The 19,433-nt window shown below is 55.5% G+C and carries 17 protein-coding genes and 1 pseudogene; 11 read left to right on the top strand and 7 right to left on the bottom strand.

Going from position 1 to position 19,433, the window contains the following annotated elements; genetic code table 11:
* Positions 1–135: 135 nt before the first annotated feature.
* Complete coding sequence (locus HMPREF1144_RS11520) at positions 136–1,050, bottom strand: GntR family transcriptional regulator (RefSeq protein WP_042927565.1); 915 nt, start codon at positions 1,048–1,050, stop codon at positions 136–138.
* A gap of 139 nt (positions 1,051–1,189) precedes the next feature.
* Between HMPREF1144_RS11520 and HMPREF1144_RS11515 the strand changes: the two genes are divergently transcribed.
* The 10 genes and pseudogenes from HMPREF1144_RS11515 to HMPREF1144_RS11470 all read left to right on the top strand — a co-directional run.
* A complete protein-coding gene (locus HMPREF1144_RS11515) occupies positions 1,190–2,212 on the top strand; it encodes a zinc-binding alcohol dehydrogenase family protein (protein ID WP_004098339.1) in 1,023 nt (340 codons plus the stop codon).
* An 11-nt stretch (positions 2,213–2,223) separates the two neighbouring features.
* Positions 2,224–3,669, top strand: a complete 1,446-nt coding sequence (locus HMPREF1144_RS11510) for a tagaturonate reductase (RefSeq protein WP_004098341.1) — start codon at positions 2,224–2,226, stop codon at positions 3,667–3,669.
* Positions 3,670–4,014: 345 nt separating this feature from the next.
* Entirely contained in the window at positions 4,015–6,780 is a 2,766-nt protein-coding gene (locus HMPREF1144_RS11505) for a sigma 54-interacting transcriptional regulator (protein ID WP_042927579.1), read from the top strand.
* Between the two features lie 99 nt (positions 6,781–6,879).
* Positions 6,880–7,302, top strand: a complete 423-nt coding sequence (locus tag HMPREF1144_RS11500; RefSeq protein ID WP_004098345.1) for a PTS sugar transporter subunit IIA — start codon at positions 6,880–6,882, stop codon at positions 7,300–7,302.
* 14 nt (positions 7,303–7,316) lie between these two features.
* Positions 7,317–7,787: a PTS sugar transporter subunit IIB gene (locus HMPREF1144_RS11495; protein ID WP_009652836.1), complete on the top strand. Its 471-nt coding sequence runs from the start codon at positions 7,317–7,319 to the stop codon at positions 7,785–7,787.
* Positions 7,788–7,805: 18 nt separating this feature from the next.
* Entirely contained in the window at positions 7,806–8,585 is a 780-nt protein-coding gene (locus HMPREF1144_RS11490) for a PTS mannose/fructose/sorbose/N-acetylgalactosamine transporter subunit IIC (protein ID WP_004098347.1), read from the top strand.
* Positions 8,563–9,414 (top strand): PTS system mannose/fructose/sorbose family transporter subunit IID, encoded by an 852-nt coding sequence (locus HMPREF1144_RS11485; RefSeq protein ID WP_009652843.1) that lies wholly within the window; start codon positions 8,563–8,565, stop codon positions 9,412–9,414. Before HMPREF1144_RS11490 ends, HMPREF1144_RS11485 begins: the two co-directional genes overlap by 23 nt.
* 12 nt (positions 9,415–9,426) lie before the next feature.
* Positions 9,427–10,488: an SIS domain-containing protein gene (locus HMPREF1144_RS11480; RefSeq protein ID WP_042927563.1), complete on the top strand. Its 1,062-nt coding sequence runs from the start codon at positions 9,427–9,429 to the stop codon at positions 10,486–10,488.
* 18 nt (positions 10,489–10,506) lie between these two features.
* Complete coding sequence (locus HMPREF1144_RS11475; protein ID WP_009652848.1) at positions 10,507–11,517, top strand: SIS domain-containing protein; 1,011 nt, start codon at positions 10,507–10,509, stop codon at positions 11,515–11,517.
* A gap of 199 nt (positions 11,518–11,716) precedes the next feature.
* A pseudogene (locus HMPREF1144_RS11470) lies at positions 11,717–12,169 on the top strand (Rpn family recombination-promoting nuclease/putative transposase); the annotation flags it as partial.
* Between the two features lie 53 nt (positions 12,170–12,222).
* Here the strand turns inward: HMPREF1144_RS11470 and opgB are convergent.
* The 6 genes from opgB to HMPREF1144_RS11440 form a co-directional block, all read right to left on the bottom strand.
* The gene (gene opgB, locus HMPREF1144_RS11465) at positions 12,223–14,514 is read right to left on the bottom strand and encodes a phosphatidylglycerol--membrane-oligosaccharide glycerophosphotransferase (RefSeq protein ID WP_009652830.1); all 2,292 of its coding nucleotides are present in this window, start codon (positions 14,512–14,514) and stop codon (positions 12,223–12,225) included.
* Between the two features lie 257 nt (positions 14,515–14,771).
* Positions 14,772–15,266, bottom strand: coding sequence for a DUF2501 domain-containing protein (locus HMPREF1144_RS11460; protein WP_004098358.1), 495 nt, complete (start codon positions 15,264–15,266; stop codon positions 14,772–14,774).
* A gap of 65 nt (positions 15,267–15,331) precedes the next feature.
* Positions 15,332–16,069: a DNA replication protein DnaC gene (dnaC, locus tag HMPREF1144_RS11455; RefSeq protein ID WP_014227813.1), complete on the bottom strand. Its 738-nt coding sequence runs from the start codon at positions 16,067–16,069 to the stop codon at positions 15,332–15,334.
* A 2-nt stretch (positions 16,070–16,071) separates the two neighbouring features.
* Positions 16,072–16,611: a primosomal protein DnaT gene (gene dnaT, locus HMPREF1144_RS11450; RefSeq protein ID WP_009652817.1), complete on the bottom strand. Its 540-nt coding sequence runs from the start codon at positions 16,609–16,611 to the stop codon at positions 16,072–16,074.
* Positions 16,612–16,719: 108 nt separating this feature from the next.
* Positions 16,720–17,193: a threonine/serine exporter gene (locus HMPREF1144_RS11445; protein WP_004098364.1), complete on the bottom strand. Its 474-nt coding sequence runs from the start codon at positions 17,191–17,193 to the stop codon at positions 16,720–16,722.
* Positions 17,184–17,960 (bottom strand): threonine/serine ThrE exporter family protein, encoded by a 777-nt coding sequence (locus HMPREF1144_RS11440; protein ID WP_004098366.1) that lies wholly within the window; start codon positions 17,958–17,960, stop codon positions 17,184–17,186. The genes HMPREF1144_RS11445 and HMPREF1144_RS11440 overlap by 10 nt, the downstream gene beginning before the upstream one ends.
* Positions 17,961–18,243: 283 nt before the next feature.
* On the opposite strand from HMPREF1144_RS11440, the gene pobA reads away from it, so the two are divergent.
* Positions 18,244–19,428, top strand: coding sequence for a 4-hydroxybenzoate 3-monooxygenase (pobA, locus tag HMPREF1144_RS11435; RefSeq protein WP_009652860.1), 1,185 nt, complete (start codon positions 18,244–18,246; stop codon positions 19,426–19,428).
* Positions 19,429–19,433: the final 5 nt, after the last annotated feature.

The following is a 19,433-nucleotide window of genomic DNA, read 5'->3' as shown; positions in this document are numbered from 1 at the left end:
TGGTTTAAACCCCACCCACCTATTTCACAGTAAAGTAAGTCGACTTGTTTTCAGCATAAATAACCTTTTTTATGGCGCTGGTTTATGTTTTGAGATCTGTGCTGCTGATTATCATTTTCTGTTTTTAATCGGTACTTAATAAGCCAGGGATTCGCTCTGCCTGAGCGAGTTAATCATTGATTGCTTCGCCGAGTTCAGGTGGTTACGCAGCGCCAGGTTGGCGTCCAGATCGCTACGGCAGATGAGCGCGCTCAGGATAGTCATATGTTCATCAATGGCGATGATATTGCGCTGTTTAAGGTCGCTCTCATCCCACTGATAGTGAAAGTGAAAAATCACGGAAATAATCTCAAGTGATTGATTAAAAAATATATTCTCAGCCGCGGACAGGAGCAGAGAATGAAAGTCGCGATCGAGCTGGGAAAACATACGAAAGCTGTCGCCGATGCTGTCGCGCAGGGCGCGATGGCGCTCAAGCAGGGTTTTCGCCTGCAGCCAGCGGGCGTCGTGGTCCGGGAGGTTGAGGAAGTGCTGTAGCGCGTGGGTTTCCAGCATTTCCCGCAGTTCGAACAGCTGCTCGGCCCAGGATTGCTCAAACTTCTTCATATTCCACTGGCCGCGCTTTTCGCTTTCAATCAGGTTGTAGCGGCTGAATTTCAACAAAAACTCCCTGACCACGACCGGGCTGACGCCGGCAGCACGCGCCAGCTGTAGCTCGGAAAATATCTCTCCGGCGCGCAGCTGGCGCTGGTTAATCATGGTGAAAAACGCCTGTTCGAAGAGACGGTTCTGTTCGGCCAGCGAGGCACTGGAGCCATCGAAGCCGTCCTGCATCTCCGGCTGGCGAAGGATCTGATAGTCCTGACCGCTCTGGCACAGCACGCCGCGCTGGCACAGGTGGCTGAGGATATGGCGCACGGTGGTGCGGCTGATGTTGTACATCTCCGCCAGCGCGCTTTGTGAGGGCAGCGGCGACGGAAGAAAGCCGCGCGCCATATCGTTAATCACCTGGTTAATGACGTTGTGACGAAGGTTTTGTGAGCGGCTCATCATGGTTCTCCTGTTATTTCTCTATTAAAACCGGATTTAAAACAGTTTTGTGCGCGAGATTTCACAATTTTTGCAATGAATTTATTCTCACCTCTGTTTTTCATCGATATCTAAACCAACAAATACGGAGGAAATTATTATGACGTCGATGAATACATTAGTGTGTCAGGAACCTAAAATATTGCGCTGGGAAAAACGCCAGATTCCCATTCCCGGCGATGATGAAGTGCTTATTAAAATAAAAACGGTGGGGATTTGTGGTACGGATATTCATGCCTGGGGAGGGAATCAACCTTTTTTTAGCTATCCGCGCGTGCTCGGTCATGAAATATGCGGTGAGATTATCGGTCTTGGTAAAAATATTCTTAATCTGAAAAGCGGACAGCAGGTTGCCGTCATACCCTACGTCGCCTGCGGTCAGTGTCCGGCCTGCCTGAGCGGCCGGACAAACTGCTGTGAGAAAATTTCCGTGATCGGCGTACATCGGGACGGCGGGTTTAGCGAGTACCTCTGCGTGCCGGTAAAAAATCTGCTGGTGGTGGATGACGTCGAGCCGGAAGCCGCGGCGCTGATTGAGCCTTTTGCCATCAGCGCCCACGCGGTGCGTCGCGCCGCAATCCAGCCGGGAGAGCAGGTGCTGGTGGTCGGCGCGGGCCCCATTGGTCTCGGGGCGGCGGCGATCGCCAAAGCCGACGGGGCGCAGGTGGTGGTGGCGGATACCAGCCCGGCGCGGCGCGACCACGTGGCGCAGCACCTTGGTCTGGCCACGCTCGACCCTTCCGACCCGCAGTTCACCGAACGGCTGTGTGCCACGTTTGGTGGTTCGCTGGCGCAGAAGGTGATCGACGCCACGGGGAATCAGCAGGCGATGAACAATACGGTGAATTTAATCCGCCACGGCGGCAGCATCATCTTTGTTGGCCTGTTTAAAGGTGAGCTGCAGATCCCGGACCCGGAGTTTCATAAGAAAGAGACGACCATGATGGGCAGCCGTAATGCGACGGAAGAGGATTTTGCCAAAGTCGGGCGGCTGATGGCCGAGGGGAAAGTGACCGCCGGGATGATGCTGACCCACCGCTACGATTTCAGGTCACTGGCCGAGATTTACGAAAACGACGTGATTAACAATCGCCAGCTTATCAAAGGCATCATTCATTTTTAGCAGGAAAGGCTATGAAATCGTTAAACAGAAAAGATTTTCCCGGGCCGCGGTACCCGACGCGCGTGATTCAGTTCGGCGAAGGCAACTTCCTGCGGGCGTTTATCGACTGGCAGCTGGACCTGCTGAATGAGCAAACCGATCTGGCGGCAGGCGTGACCATCATTCGCCCGATCAACACCGAGTTTCCGCCGTCGCTTAACATCCAGGACGGACTCTACACCACGGCGATCCGCGGGCTGGACGAACGCGGCGAGGCGGTGAGCGAGGCGCGGATTATTCGATCGGTGAATAACGAGATCAACCCGTGGCAGGATTTTGCCGGCTATCTGGCGCTGGCTCGTAATCCGGCGATCGCGTTCGTATTTTCAAATACCACCGAAGCGGGCATCAGCTATCACGCCGGAGACCGGCCTGACGATAAGCCGCCGGTCAGCTTTCCGGCGAAGCTGACCCAGCTGCTGTTCGAACGGTTCCGCCATTTCAACGGCGCAGCGGATAAGGGATGGACGATGATTCCGTGTGAGCTGATCGACTACAACGGCGAAGCGCTGAAGGCGCTGGTGCTGCGCTATGCCGAAGAGTGGCAATTGCCCGCGGCTTTTCGCGACTGGGTTGAGACCGCCAATACGTTTTGTTCAACGCTGGTTGATCGTATCGTCACCGGCTATCCGCGCGAGGAAGCGGAAAAGCTCGAAGCGGAGCTGGGCTACCATGATGCTTTCCTGGATACCGCCGAATACTTCTGGCTGTTCGTTATCCAGGGGCCGCAGGCGCTGGCGAAGACGCTGCGGCTCGAATGTTACCCGCTTAATATCCGTCTCGTAGAGGATATCCGGCCCTATAAAGAGCGCAAGGTTGCCATTCTTAACGGCGCGCATACCGCGCTGGTGCCGGTGGCGTGGCTGTGCGGCGTCGATACCGTTGGCGAAGCGATGCATGATCAGGCCATACGCCATTATGTGCAGCAAACTATCGACGAGGAGATTATCCCGGCGCTGGATTTACCCGCCGATGAGCTACGGCAGTTTGCCGATGCCGTGACCGGGCGCTTTCTCAACCCGTTTATTCGCCATCAGCTGCTCTCTATCGCCCTGAACGGCATGACTAAGTTTCGTACCCGGATCCTGCCACAGCTGCTGACGCGTATCCGCCAGCACGGCGCAATCCCGCCGCGGCTAACGTTCGCCCTGGCGGCGCTCATCGCCTTCTATCGCGGGCAGCGCGACGGGCAGGCATATCCGCTGCAGGATGATGACGTCTGGCTAAGCCGTTTTGCCGCAGGATGGGCGCAGGTGGCGCAAGGCCGTCCGCTGCATGAACTGGTCACCGAAGTCCTGCAGGATACCGGGCACTGGGGTGAAGATCTGACGGCAATACCGGGGCTTGCCGAACAGGTCACGCGGTATCTGGAAGTCATTTTGAGCGCGGGGATGCGGGAGGCCCTGTCGCGGCTGTAATCGGTTTGTTGTGCGGCGTCCGCGGATTTGGGCGCCGTTTTTTTTGTGCTCTGAACCGCAAAAAATAAATTAAGCGCCAATGGTTGGTGGATTTCCCGCATCATAAGATGCCTATCCCATTAGGGCTATTTTGCTTGCCATTTTGAACCTGGGCAGTGCTCAGACAAAACTCACAGAGTTTTGAACGCCCTTCAGGGCGGCCCGAAGGGGGAGCGTAGCGAATTATCCTCACGTACTACGTGTACGCTCCGGTTCTTCCGCGCTGGCCGTGTTCAAACTGCCTGCGCCAATAACGCCTACTGGAAGAGGCTCTAAGTACCTATGATGGCATTGATGGGGGATGCGATGCGTAAAACGGAACTGTTGGCTTTTCTGCAAAATCAGACCGATTTTTTTGATCCGGATAACCTGAGCGAGGTCTTCACCGCCGGCTACCTGGCCCGGCGTTTTGCGATGCAAAGAAACACCGCCAGCCACTATCTGAATCAGCTGGTGGCCCAGGATGTGCTGGTGAAGATTAATACCCGTCCGGTCTATTTCCTGCATAAGGCCGCCTTCTGCCAGCAGTTTTTCCCCCTTTCCCGCAGCGAGTACGCCAGCATGGCGGAGCTGCTCGCGGAGAGCGACCGGCAGCCGGAACAGGCGGATCATTTTTCATTGCTTACCGGCCATGACGGTAGCCTGCGCAAGCCTATCGAACAGATGAAAACCGCGCTGTTTTATCCCAACGGCGGGCTGCCGCTGCTGATCGTCGGCGATAGCGGAACCGGCAAAAGCTATATGGCGGAGCTGATGCATGAGTTTGCTATCGCCCAGGGACTGCTGGCGCCCGATGCGCCCTTTGTCAGCTTCAACTGCGCCCAGTACGCCAGCAACCCGGAGCTGCTGGCCGCCAACCTGTTTGGCTACGTCAAAGGCGCGTTTACCGGCGCGCAGGGGGATAAAGCCGGGGTGTTTGAGGCGGCAAACGGCGGCGTGCTGTTTCTCGATGAAGTCCATCGTCTGGATGCGCAGGGGCAGGAGAAGCTCTTCACCTGGCTGGATCGCAAAGAGATCTATCGGGTGGGAGAGACGGCGCAGGGGATGCCGATATCCCTGCGGCTGGTGTTTGCCACCACCGAAGATATTCACAGCACGTTTCTGACCACCTTTATTCGTCGTATCCCGATCCTCGTTAGTCTGCCTGATTTACAGACCCGCAGCCGCGGCGAGAAAGAAGCGCTCACGCTGCAGTTTTTCTGGCAGGAGGCCCGCACGCTGTCCGCCCGGCTGCAGCTGACGCCCCGGCTTTTACAGGTGCTGACGCACTACGTTTATCGCGGCAACGTCGGTGAACTGAAGAATGTCGTTAAGTACGCCGTCGCGTCGGCGTGGGCCAGGTCTCCGGGCAGCGAGAGGCTAAACGTCACGCTGCACGATCTGCCGGAAAATATCATGGCCGCGACGCCGGCGCTTAGTGAGCCGATGGGCCATGAAGAGCCGCTGCTTATCGAACCGCAGACCAGCCTGGTCTGGCTGCTGCGCGCGCGCGACCCGGTTCAGGGGCTGATTTATGATACTCAGTGCCGCGTTCTCGCGCTGTATGAGGCGGTGCTGAGCAAAAAAAGGCTCTGGGAAGAAGCGCAAAAAAGCATGGGCGAGGAGATTGAAACCCTCTTCGATCGGCTGATATTTGATAATCACGATACCCAGAGTTCGCATATGCTGCTGCTGATAACCCATCAGGTGCGGGAAGAGTTTTATCGCCTTGAAAAGCGCTTCAATATTCAGTTTAACGGCAACTGTATCTATGCCCTGAGCCACTACCTGATTCATCGTTCTCGCCAGGCGCAGTCGACGATGAGCAATGAGAAAAGCCGCCAGCTGGAGGATTTCCTGGCGCAGAAATACCCGCTGCTGTATCGCTTTTGTGAAGAGATCCTCGCCGCGCTGGCGCTGAAGCTGGATATTGAACCCCGACGCATTGACCTGCTGCTGCTGGTACTGTGGTTACAGAAAAACGGCGCTATCAGCCAGCAGCAGGTGACCCGGGCGATTATCCTCGCCCACGGTTACGCCACCGCCAGCAGCATCGCCAACGTGGCGAATCGGTTGCTGAAAAGCCAGCTGTTTGAGTCATTCGATATGCCGCTCGACGTGACGCCGGAGGCTATCGCCGATCAGGTGATGGCCTGGATTGAGAGCCACGCGCTGGCCTCCGGGCTGATCATCCTGGTCGATATGGGATCGCTGAACGCCATTCACAGCCACTTCAACCGCCGACTGTCCACGCCGATGGCGATTATTAATAACGTCTCGACCGGGATGGCGATGTACGTCGGGGAGCGGGTTTTGCAGGGCGATATGCTGGAAGATATCGTCCGGGAGATAGGCGATGACCTCGCGGTTGAGCATCAGCTCTATTACCCGCACACGGACAAACCGCGGGCGATTCTTACAACCTGCGCCACCGGTCTGGGGGCGGCGGCGAATCTGTCGGCGCTGTTAAAAGCCAGCATTCCTGAGACGCTCGGCATCGATATTGTGGCATGCGATGTGGAAACCCTCGCCGATCCCGCGCGGCGGGCGCCAATGCTCAGCCGCTATGAGGTGCTGGCGATCGTCGGCACCCTCGATCCGCATCTCGCCGATCTGCCGTGGATCTCGCTGGATTCGCTGATTTCCGGCGAAGGAAGCCGCCCGCTGACGCGTATCTTCGGCGAACTGGCCTCCGCTGAGCAGGTCAGCGAGATCAATAACCTGATCCTGAAAAATTTCTCGCTGCGCCGGGTGATCGAGTCGGTGACGATCCTCGATACCGGTAAAGTGATCAATCAGGTCGAGCAGTTTTTACTGCGCTATGAGCATCTGGCCGGCTGCGATGTGCCTAACGATCGCAAGGTGGCGCTGTACGTGCATATCAGCTGTCTGATAGAACGCCTGATCCGTAACGCTTCGCCATCCCACTATTCCGGAAAACAGTGTCCGGAGAGCGAGCTGGTTATTCTGCGCGAGGCCTTTAGTGTCATTGAGAACGGATATAGTGTCAAAATGCCCGCCGTTGAGCTGTATTACATTCACGATATCCTGACGCGAGAAACAGAATTTATTCAGGAAGATCAAGAGTTTTAAGAGTCTTCATCGGTTCGTCCTTGCGCTAACCGGCACGCCACTGTTTCTGGCACGCCGGTTGCAATTAAGAAAGCAGTGGAATGCGCTTTCGAGGTAAGGATGAAACGACACTATATTTTTGCCAGCCATGGCACCTTTGCTAACGGTTTGCTGAACTCCGTGGAGCTGATCCTCGGTAAGCAGCCGGATATTCATACTCTCTGCGCCTATGTCGAAGAGGAGGCCGATCTGACGCAGCAGGTGGAGACGCTGCTGGCGCGTTTCCCCACCCAGGATGAGCTGATTGTCATTACGGATATTTTCGCCGGTAGCGTCAATAATGAGTTTGTGCGTTTTTTATCGCGCCCTAATTTCCATTTATTGTCCGGTTTAAACCTGCCGCTGATTATTGATTTACTTATTTCCGCAGGCGAAGAAAATACCGAGAAATTAATTTCTGAAGCATTAACAAGCGCCAAAGAGAGCATTCAGTACTGCAATCAGACGATTGCCAGTGCGATGACTATTGATAAAGACTTCTGAAATGAGGGAACACCATGATTACGCTATTAAGGGTAGACCATCGATTACTCCACGGCCAGGTCGCTTTTTCCTGGACCCAGTATGTCGGCGCCGATTGCATTTTAATCGCCAACGATAATGTCCCTGAAGATGAGCTGCGGAAAACCACAATTAAGCTTGCTAAACCGCCTTCGGTAAAACTGGTGATTAAAAATATTAACGACGCTATCGAATCGATAAAAAGCGGCGTGACGGATAAATATCATCTTTTTATCGTCGTGGAATCGGTCAATGACGCCTGGCGTATTACCAGCGCCGTCGAGGGGATAAAAAGTATTAATCTCGGCGGAATAAAAGCCAAAGAGGGCAGTAAAAATATTTCTAAGGCGATTAATTTACTGCCGGAAGAAATTGAACAACTGCAGCAGCTGGTCGGGAAAGGCGTCGAAGTTGAGATCCGCCAGGTCCCTAACGATCGCAAACAGCTTTTTGCGCAATGCGTTTAACTCTGCGGAGGACAGATTATGGTAGAGGCTCTCTTACTGGGTCTGGTGGCGTTTATCGCGCAATCGGAATATGCATTAGGGACGTCGCTGATTTCGCGACCTATCGTCACCGGGCTGCTGACCGGACTGGTGCTGGGGGATGTGCAGACCGGCGTCATCATGGGTGCAACGCTCGAGCTGGCGTTTATTGGATCTTTCTCCGTCGGCGCGTCGATACCGCCTGACGTGGTAACCGGCGGCATTCTCGGGGTGGCGTTCGCCATTACCTCCGGCGCGGGAACGGAAACGGCGCTGCTGCTTGGCCTGCCTATCGCCACCCTGACGCTAATCCTGAAAAACGTTTATCTGGGGATGTTTATCCCGCTGCTCAGCCAGAAGGCTGACGGCTACGCGGAACGGGCGGATACGCGGGGCATTGAGCGGATGCATCTGATTGCCGGCTTCGGGCTGTCGCTGATGCTGGCCACGGTGGTGACCGTTTCATTCCTGGTCGGCAGCAACGCGGTGAAATCCCTGCTCGATACCATCCCGGAATTTATCAAACACGGGCTCAGCGTCGCTACCGGCATTATTCCGGCACTTGGCTTCGCAATGCTCGCCAGGCTGTTGATTAATAAGAAAGTCGCGCCGTACTTTTTCCTCGGCTTCGTGCTGATGGCCTACCTGAAAATCCCGGTGACCGGCATCGCCATTCTTGGCGCAATCGTGGCGGTGGTCATGGTTAACGTCACCGCGTTGAGCTCACCTCGTACGACGACAGAACAAGGAGTCAGCGATGACGACGAAGATGATTTCTGAAGAAACTCTGCAACCGCAGGCGCAGGAAGAGACCCGTATTACGCCGCGTGATTTACGCCGGGTATTCTGGCGCTCCTTCCAGATGGAGTTTTCGTGGAACTATGAGCGGCAGATGAATCTCGCCTTTGTTTACGCGCTGATTCCGGTGCTGAAAAAGCTCTATCCGCGCAAAGAGGAGCTGGCCGGAGCGTTGAAACGGCATCTGGTGTTCTTCAATACCACGCCGCATATCGTCACGTTGCTGCTGGGGATCACCACGGCGATGGAGGAGAAAAATAGCCAGCAGAAAAACATGGACGCCAACGCGATTGATAACGTTAAAGCGTCGCTGATGGGGCCGCTGGCCGGGTTGGGGGACTCCTTTTTCTGGGGCACGCTGCGCCTGATCGCTACCGGCATCGGCACCAGCCTGGCACTAAAGGGCAACATTCTCGGTCCCATTCTGTTTCTGCTGGTGTTTAACGTGCCGCATATCCTGGTGCGCTGGTTCTTTACCCGCTGGGGCTACGTGCTGGGCACCGGGGTGCTGCAGCGGATCCAGAAGAGCGGAATGATGGAGAGCCTGACCTACGGGGCGTCGATTATCGGCCTGATGGTGGTCGGGGCGATGACCGCCTCAATGATTGATATCACCATCCCCCTCTCATTCGGCGCCGGAGAGGCGAAAACCCAGGTACAGGACATTATCAACGACATTCTGCCCTGCATGCTGCCGTTGCTGAGCTTTGGCATCGTTTACTGGCTGCTGGGGCGTAAGGTCAAACCGCTTTCTATTATTGGCGGGATGGCGCTGGTGGGCATTCTGGGTTCGTGGATTGGCTTGTTTTAACGGGAGTCGAAAATGGTACCAACAATGATGACGTATATCAGCGAAGAGCCGGCCTGTCTGGCGCAGATCCTGCGCGACTACCGGCAAAAGCTGGCGGCGATTGAGGATTTCGCCCGCCAGCATCCGGTACGCCGTATTTTGCTGCTGGCGACCGGATCGTCGCTGAACGCTGCGCTGTGCGCGCGCTATTTCTTTGAGCAGCGCTTCGGCGTGCTGGTTGAGATTAAAGAGCCGTACAACTTTACGCACTACGAGGCGGTCGATCCGCATACCGATCTGGTGGTGGCGATTTCGCAGAGCGGAAAAAGCGCCTCGACGCTGGCGGCGATGCGCAAGGTCCAGGCATTGAGCCTGCCAGTTTTTGCCTTGACCTCCGACCCGCAAAGCCCGATCGCCCGGGCCTGCGATGGGATACTGGATATCAATACCGGGATTGAGAGCGTGGGGTTTGTCACCCGCGGGTTTAGCGCGACGGTGCTGAATTTGCTGCTGATGGCGCTGATGATTGCCCGTGCCCAAGGGAAAGCCAGCGAGGCCGAGGAGCAGCGCTATCTTGCCGAACTACAGCGGCTGGCGGCGGCGATCCCGGATGTTATTTCCCGTACGGCATGTTTTATCGACAAACATAGCGAAGCGCTGCGGGGCGGCGAGCGCTTTGTCGCCACCGGCTATGGCGCGCTGGTGGGCGTGGCGAAGGAGTTCGAAACCAAATTTACCGAGACGGTGCGGGTCCCTTCTGGCGGATTTGAGCTTGAGGCCTACATGCACGGCCCCTATCTGGAGGCGAACGCCCGTCACGTGATGCTGTTTATTGAAGATGCGCCGGATGCGCGGACCCGGGCGCTGCGGGACTATATGGCGCCGTCCATTGCCCGCGCCTTTACGCTGACGCTGAGTGACGAAGAGGATGAGCAGGCGCTGGCGCTGAACTGTCCGTGTGACCATCACCTGGCACCGCTGCTGCTGATTGTTCCTGTTCAGATGCTGGCCTGGCATACCGCCGGCCTGAAAGGCATCGATTTGGCAAAACGTATTTTTGACGATTTTGACCGCGTATTAAAAAGTAAAATCTGATTATTCAGGAGAATAACTATGTTGGGTTTTAATCAGGACGAGTACCTGACCAGTGCTCGCGAGATCATCGCTGCGCGTCTGCAGGCAGAAGCCGTTGCCGACGATATTTATCACAGCGGCTGTAGCGCCTTATTTTTCGCCTCGGTGGGCGGTTCTTTGGCGCCGATGATGGCAATAAATGAGTTTGCAAAAGAATTAACCAGCGTGCCGGTTTACCTTGAGCAGGCGGCGGAATTAATTCATCGCGGACATAAAAAATTAAATAAAGATGCGGTGGTGGTGACGTTATCCAAGTCCGGCGATACCAAAGAGTCGGTGGCCATTGCCGAATGGTGCAAAGCGCAGGGGATTCGCGTGGTAGCCATTACCCGTAATGCCGATTCGCCATTAGCCGAGGCGGCGAGCTGGCATATTCCGATGTGCCACAAGAACGGCGTGGAATATGAATATATGCTGCTCTACTGGTTATTCTTCCGCGTCATTTATCGTCACGGTGATTTTGCCAATTACGATCGTTTTGCCAGCCAGCTGGAGTTGCTGCCAGAGAATCTCCTGCAGGCCAAACGCCAGTTCGATCCGCAGGCGGATAAAATTGCCGCTCAGTATCACGGCTGCGACTATATGATGTGGATCGGCGGGGCGGAAATGTGGGGCGAGGTCTATCTGTTCTCAATGTGTATTCTTGAAGAGATGCAGTGGAAGCGGACCAAGTCGGTGAGTTCAGCCGAGTTTTTCCACGGCACCCTGGAGCTGCTGGAAAAAGAGGTCCCGCTGTTCCTGGTCAAAGGCGAGGGTAAATGCCGGGCGCTGGATGAGCGCGTCGAACGCTTCGCTGAGAAGATCACCGACCATCTGGTGGTGATTGACCCGCGCGACTATCCGCTGAACGGCATTGATGACGCTTTCCGCTGGATTATGGCGCCGTGCGTGGTTTCCACCCTGCTGGTGGACAGGCTGGCGGCCCATTTTGAACACCATACCGGGCACGACCTTAATATCCGCCGTTATTACCGTCAGTTTGATTACTAAGCTTTGCTAATGGCGGCCAGCCGGGCTGGCCGCTGCGCGATTCTCCGAGGCGCTTCCCATAAAATCATCGCTAAAACCAACGAAGTAAAAACCGATGGTAGAGTCCGGCTTTCCTTCTCTTTCGGGCAAGCGGACGGCCATGAAAAAAGGGATGACCTCGATGCCGCACGATGCGGTCTTTAAGCGATTTCTTCGCCACCCGGAGACGGCGAGGACGCTGTACGCCTGCCCGTTTCCGCTGATTGACGTAACGGTGATGCCGGACGATGAAATCGTTCAGCTCCGGCGGGTCGCTCTGCTGGAGCTGATGCAAAAGCATATTCGTCAGCACGATCTCAGCGGGATTACGGGGTCGTTGGCGACCCTTGTGATGCTGGGATACACTAACCGCAGGCAGTTAAGAGTGCTGTTTCATTATATGCTGCAGTACGGCAATAGCGCCGATCCGAGCGTGTTTCTCCGCCGGTTGGCCCGCCGTCTGCCACACTATGAGGAGAGGTTGATGTCTATCGCTCAAAAGCTCAAGCAGGAAGGGAGCCGGAGGGAAGCCCTGCGCATTGCCGGCAGTATGCTGCAGAACGGTTTAGATATCGAGACGTTACAGCGGATTACCGGACTGTCTGCGGATGAGCTAAAGCCGCTGCATGGCTAATTTCCACCCATCGTCACCACGGCCCGGCGCAAAAAGCCGCCGGGCACGATGACTTATCCTTCGCTTTTCACCACTTTGATTTCAACCATGCCGATGCCCAGCTGACGCGGAGAGTGGCCGAGAATATTGCCCTCGTTCGTGGACTGCGGGTCCGGCGGCGCAATCGTCAATGTACTGCTGCGCGACGGATTATCGAAATGCAGGGTGGTGGTGGTGACATCATTGGCCAGCGTTAGCGTTTGTTCGCTATTGCCCACCCGTACCGGAATCGGTTTATTGGCATTCGGCCCGTAGGCTTTGGCGGTAATCACCAGATCGAATTTCTCCGGCAGCGGCTCTTTGTATTCAATTTTTACTTCACTGCCGAGCTGGGCATTAGACCAGCGCCCCCAGGTTTCCGGTCGGGAGATGCCGCTGAACTGCTTCACCTCTTCCGGCGCGCCGGCGACGTTAAACAGGAAGCTGTCGGCTTTATAGCGAATATCGTTATCGACGATCTTCAGCGTATCGACGTTGACTTTATAACGCTCCATATCGATAAGGGTATCTTTGAACGCGGTTTTACCTTGCCACTGGGCTTTGTCGACGCGCTGGACTTTCTGTTCGCCTCCCAGCTGGCCCTGCGAGACGCACCAGTCGGTGGAGAGCGCCACTTCCGGCGACCACAGCTGACCCATCTTGTAGCAGCGGTCAACCCAGACGAAGTTATCGCGCGGCGCGAAATCGGCCAGCTGGAAGCGCAGCGGTGCGGAGTATTCGCTTTCCGGCAGCGGCTCAACGCGCTTATCGGAGATACGCAGCAGCAGCGGCAGGCGGAAATGGCTGCCGGAGAAGGAGATCATATTCTTCTGTGAATCCACGGTGAAATTCTTCATCTCTTTGGGGAAATTCCACAGGCGGATGATATCCGGCTTCCACGCCAGCACTTTCTCTTTCATATTGAGGAACACCGCGGAGAGCGACTCGCCGGAAAGGCTGCTGCGTCCAAGGCCAATAAAGTTATCGCCGCCGAGGATATCGAGCACCGTCGCGCCGTTATCCATGGTATTACGCTTGATGGCCAGCGTATCCTGCCGGGGCTCATCGCCGCGCAGAACGAAAAACAGGTTGCTGCGATCCTGCTTATTCAGATAGTCCCAGGCGCTGTTTTTCATTGCCAGGTGATCGGATGACACTACGATGACCGTATTTTTGAACCACGGCGAAGCTTTAATCTTCTCAATTAACGCCGCGATATGCTCCTGACTACAGGAGACGGCGCTGAACGAAAGATTCTTTTTACCGTCCATATCGTAGCTTTTACGCTGGCAGGTTCGGGAGATAAAACCATCCGGATGATGGGTGTCGACCGTCAGCGCAAACAGCGAAAAGCGTTTTCCTGACTGCGAAAGCGCTTCGAATTTTTTCCAGGTTTCATCAAGAACCGTATCATCGTAGAACCCCCAGTCGTTACGATAGGCCGGATCGGCGACCGTGGTTTTTAGCTCTTCCGCGCCGTACAGATGATCGAAGCCGTGAGATTTAAGGAAAACGTCTTTTCCGGCGAAGCGCAGATTAGCACCCTGCACAAAGTAGTTCTCATAACCCGAGTTTTTCAGGATATCTCCAAGGCAGATATTCTGCGGGAAAAAGCTGGAAACCGAGGCCGAGGCGTTGCCTTCAAACGGCGCAAACAGCGGGATCCCGCACTGGGAGGCGACCATTCCGGCAATCGTGTAGTCGGTACCGGGGAGCTGGGCGGTGTTGCTGAAGTCCAGTCCCTCGCTTTTCAGTTTGCCGAGCTCTGGGGTCAGGTTCGGGAACGCATCGTTATCAAAATAAGTGCGCTCAAGGCTTTCGCCGTAAATGTACACCAGGTTCAGTTTCGGGTTGGCGATGCTTTTTGACGGTTCTTTGTAGTAAGCCACAAAGTCAGGATCGCCATCGCGGGACTGGGATTTAACCAACTCACTAATCTGGCGGAAGGCGGGGCTGGCATCCACTGACGCCAGCGCCAGAACCAGCGCCACCAGACTGTAACCAAAGTGATGAGGATGATGCCGGCGACGGCGGAGCACCCAGCCGAGTGCCCCAAATACCGCGACCAGCGCGACGACCAGCCCCACGCCCGGCAGAATATATTTGCCCACGCCGGCGCCCGTCAGGCTGTTGGTCAACGTATAAAGTACCGCGTCATTGATACCGTCGCCGGTGAAGTAATTGCTGGCGTAGAGGGTAATATTCAGAACAACGAACAGGCCCAGCACCGTGAGGGTGGCGGCGAACCACCAGGTATTACGACCGGCTTTTAATGCGTAAATCATCACCGAAGCAAGAAACAGGGCGATGGATAACAACTCTGACACAGCTCATCCTCATTCACGCCAGCTGTCGGCTGGCCAGATAGATCTTTTTTCACGCTACACTGTAATTGCAGCGCAATATTGCCGCAATTGTATCGTCATGAATTTGTGCTGTGGTTCAGAATTGGTTTAGAAATCGCCGTTTTTGAACTGCCTCACATCCAGTCAGCCAGGGGATTTGGGGGAAAGATGTTAAAAAACAGACGTTGCCGCCGCGCAGGCCAGGGTAACGCGCCAAACGCGGCATTAAGAGGATAAAATCAGGAGAGGAAGCTCACGCCCTGTTTTAAGACCAGATCGCAGGCTTTGGTTTTCACTTTTTCCGCCAGCGGGCTGCTGCCAAGGGTGTTCAGATTCAGCTGCTGGCCGTCTTTACTGGTCAGCAAGCCCTGAAGGCCCTCAAGATAGCTGGTGTCCTGTTTTTGTTTTTCCGGCGTGCTGAGACCCAGCTTATCCAGAACCTGATTTTTAACGTTTTCGGTATTGGTAACCGAAGCCAGCTTCTGTTTCGCGCAGTAAGACATAATCCCGGCGGCATTATTCATGCTGCTGGAAGTCAACGACTGGCTGCCGCCGTTGAGCAAACCGGTCAGCGAAGAGAGGGACATACCGCCGCTTTGCTGGCTTCCGCTCTGACTGCTGAGCTGGTTAGCGGCGCTGGAGAGCGAATCCTGCCAGGAGGTGGCGTGCGCGCCAAAGGTCAATAAAGCGCCGGCCACCATTGCCGTGCGGAACAACGTTTTTGCAGATTTCATAGACGTACTCTTCGCCGTGACTGAATAATCCCCTGATTATAACGCCGGCGGGGTTCAGAAATATCTTAATACTCTTTTCCGGTTACGCGATCGCGGTAGCTGTCCCAGTTGAAGTTAACCCACAGGCTATTGCCCAGCCGCATCCGGTCCATCACGCGCTCGCCGAGCAGCTTGTTCATCTCGTCCATGGTGCTGTTGGTTAACATACCTGTAGGGCGCTTTGACGAAGAGCGGCGATCGACGATCTGGTTAATAATCACTTTTTCGTAGCGTGATTCCGTTTGCATGCCGATTTCGTCAATAACCAGCAGGTCCACCTTGCTCAGGTCGGTGAGAAGCTGCTCTTCGCTGGTTTCCCGGTTGCCGAAGGTATCTTTCATCGCTGACATGATATCGGCGACGGTGATAATCAACACCGACTTACCCCGAAGCAGCAGTTCGTTGCAGATAGCGGCGGCGAGGTGGTTTTTTCCGGTGCCCGGTTTGCCGGAGAAGATAAAGCTGGCGATATTGCCGTCGAACTCCTCGACGTACTGGCGCGCCCGGGACAGCGCAATCATCTGGCCTTCACACTCCACCCGGTAGTTATCCAGCGAGCAGTTCTGATGCAGCGGGCGGATGCCGGAGCGGTTAAAGGTTCGCTGCATTTTCATGGCCCGGTTTTCGCGTTCCAGCGCCTCAGAACGCAGCTTGCCCTGTTCTTTTTGCCATGCCAGCAGCTCCTCACCTGTCTTAAACGCGGGTTCGACATGGGCTGGCATCATCTTTTGCAGGCGCTTCATTAAATCGCCGACATTTTTCATGCTCATCCTCGGAATCCTCGTGGAATGTGATTATCAGGTTCGCTAATCGCGTTGACGTCCCGGCGCGGCTGGCCGCCGTTGCTGGCACGGCCAATCTGTACGCTGCGCGCCAGCTTCTGCTGCCACTGGACATGATGAAAGACTTTACCTTCCGCCTGCCAGTAAGCGACAAATGCCGCTAGCTCTTCCGGCGTAACGGGCTGGCTCAGGGCGATACCCCACAGCGCGGCCAGGCGCTGAAAATCCGCATCCGGCTGCCAATCGGCGTACATCGGAAATTTCCCCATCGGAACCGCAACCGGGGTCGCCGTCGGCTCGTCAAAAAACTGCGCGTCCAGCGCAATATCGCTGTTAGGACGCGCGAGTTTTGCTTCCAGCTCCAGCAGCTGCGCCAGACGCTCCGGCGTCAGCGCATAGAATGCGGGGGCGTTGTTGGCAAATACGGCGACGGCGCCGCTGGCCGATTTTGCCAGTACCGCTGCGTGATCCTGCATGAAGTCATCCAGACCGCTAAAATCGGTAGTTAATATTCGTGAAGACATAAATCAATCTCAACTCTGAACAACTAAAAAGAGAGGGGTAGCTGCACACATAGTAGCATAGAGGTCGCTCAGGAAGGAGCGCCGCGGGCGACCCGGCGGCGCGATTAGCTAGACGCGCGGACGCTTGCGATACAGCCAAAGGCCGGGGATAGACAAGCCAATGGATAATGCGCCAACGATCGATGAAGCTTTAAGAAAGTTGCTCAGCAGCATAATCATCATCTCTTCCGAGTAGCCGAAATGGCTGATTTTCACCGCTGAAATCATCGCGGTGTAGGCGGAGATGCCGGGGAACATCGGGATTACCGCCGCTACGGTAAAAATCTTCGGGTGCGCCAGATACCAGCGAGACCACTGGATACCGATGCTGCCAACCAGCAGCGCCGCCATAAACGTCGCCCACTCAATATTAAAACCCGCCGTCATCATGACCATGCGCGAGCCGTGGCCGATAGCGCCCAGCAGCGCGCACCAGCGCAGCGCCCGCTGCGGGACGTTGAACACCATGGCGAACCCGACGGCGGGAATGGCTGCCAGCATCATATCCAGCGCCAGTTCGTAGAGATAGAAAATTATGCCCATCCGCGTAGCCCCCACATCGTCATCGCCATCACCACGCCGATACAGGTGGCGAGCGTCAGCAGGCTGGCAATGGCCCAGCGCGCCAGGCCGGTGTTGATATGCCCCTTAAACATGTCGGCAACGGCGTTGATCAGCGGAAAACCGGGTACCAGCAGCAGCACGCTGGCGGCCATCGCGATCGTCGGCGTGCTGACGAAAGCCGGCAGGCGCAGCATCAGCCCGGAGATAGTCGTTGCGACGAAGGCGGTGAGGCAAAAGTTGATTTGCGGATGCATTGAACGATGGGTGAGTACCTGGCGAATATACATGGCTACCGTACTGGCGCAGAAGGTGACCAGCGCACCGTCCCAGCCGCCGTTGTTAAGTTTGCAAAAGCAGGCGCAGGAGAGGCCGACCATGAAAACCAGCAGCCAGCGCGGATAGCGCAGCGGCTTGATTTGCGCGAATCGCTTTTCGACATCCTTATAATCCAGCAGCTTATGCTCTGCCATAATCACAATATGCTGAACCTCCGTGACGACGTGCATGTTGATGCCGCGATCGGTGTTTTTTCGCGTTGAGGTCAGACACTCCCCGTCTTTAATAGTGGTGAGAACAATCGCATTCGAAGAGATGGCGCTTTCCACGCTATCCATCCCTAAGGCCAGACCCAGACGGGTTGAGAGCTCCTCAACCAGCGCGCTTTCCGCGCCGTGTTGTAATAAGAAAAGACCACACTGAATACACAATCGCGTGATAGCGCGCTGAGTTGCCCGATCTGCTTGCATAAATACCTGCTGTCCATGATGCCCGTTGCCGTAGTGTCTGGCGATACTTTTACCTGAAGTCTTGTTTTAGCTGAGCGGTCAGGATCAAACAATGTGTAAAAAACCACCCGCTCTACGGGAACCCTGAAATTTGAACTCTGCCACACTTCCGCAAGATTGGTGAAAAGTCCAATTTTTGCACCCGTTTCTCCCTTCTTTTTCCCATCAGAGTTATCAAAAATGCAAATTCAAACTTTTAATAAACAAAAAACAAACAAATAATTAACCATGCTGAGGCGATGCGATGAAAACACAGGTGGCGATTATCGGAGCGGGCCCGTCGGGACTTCTGCTGGGACAGTTATTACATCACGCCGGGATTCAGACCGTCATCCTTGAGCGACAGACGCCTGAGTATGTACTGGGGAGGATCCGCGCGGGAATTCTGGAGAGCGGAACGGTAGAACTGCTGCGCGAAGCCGGGGCGGCCCGGCGAATGGATGCGGAAGGGCTGGTCCATCACGGCGTCGAATTTTTGTTTGAGGGCAAGCGCGTCCCGGTTCCGCTAACGGAACTGACGGCAGGCAAAAGCGTGATGGTGTATGGCCAGACAGAAGTGACGCGGGATTTGATGGCGGCGCGGGAGGCATGCAAGGCAGCGACGATTTATGGCGTCAGCGATGTCACCATTAATGAGGCAAAAAGCGATCGACCGTCGGTCTCTTTTATCAGCAATGGCGAAAACTGCCGCCTTGAGTGCGACTTTATCGCCGGCTGCGACGGCTTTCACGGGGTGTCCCGCCAGAGCATCCCGGCAGGGGTGCTGAAAGAGTACGAGAGCGTCTGGCCGTTTGGCTGGCTCGGGCTGCTGGCCGATACGCCACCGGTGCACCCGGAGCTGATTTACGCCCATCACGAACGCGGGTTTGTGCTCTGTAGTCAGCGCTCACTAACTCGAAGCCGCTATTATCTGCAGGTACCGCTTAGCGAAAAGGTGGAGGAGTGGTCTGATGAGCGCTTCTGGACTGAGCTCAAGCGGCGTCTCCCTGAAGAGTTGACCAATAAGTTAGTAACCGGTCACTCGCTTGAGAAGAGTATCGCGCCGCTGCGCAGCTATGTAGTGGAGCCGATGCAGTACGGGAGGCTATTTCTGCTGGGGGATGCGGCGCATATCGTACCGCCTACCGGGGCGAAGGGGCTGAATCTCGCGGCGTCCGATGTGAACTATCTTTGGCGGATCCTGCGTGAGTATTATCACCATGGCCGTACTGATCTCTTAGCCAGCTACTCGCGTTTGGCGCTGGATCGGGTGTGGAAAGGTGAGCGATTCAGCTGGTTTATGACGCGTCTGCTGCATGATTTTCCGCAACAAAGCGAGTTCGACAGAAAAATGCAGGCGGCGGACCGTCGCTACTATCTTGAATCACGCGCCGGGTTAACCACTATCGCTGAAAACTATGTGGGTCTGCCGATGGAACGCGTGGTGTAATAGAA

Source organism: Klebsiella sp. OBRC7 (genome assembly GCF_000293135.1).
In the GTDB taxonomy this organism is placed as follows: domain Bacteria; phylum Pseudomonadota; class Gammaproteobacteria; order Enterobacterales; family Enterobacteriaceae; genus Klebsiella; species Klebsiella michiganensis.
Note: the sequence above shows the minus strand (reverse complement) of the source record. Positions and strands in the feature narration are given on the sequence as shown.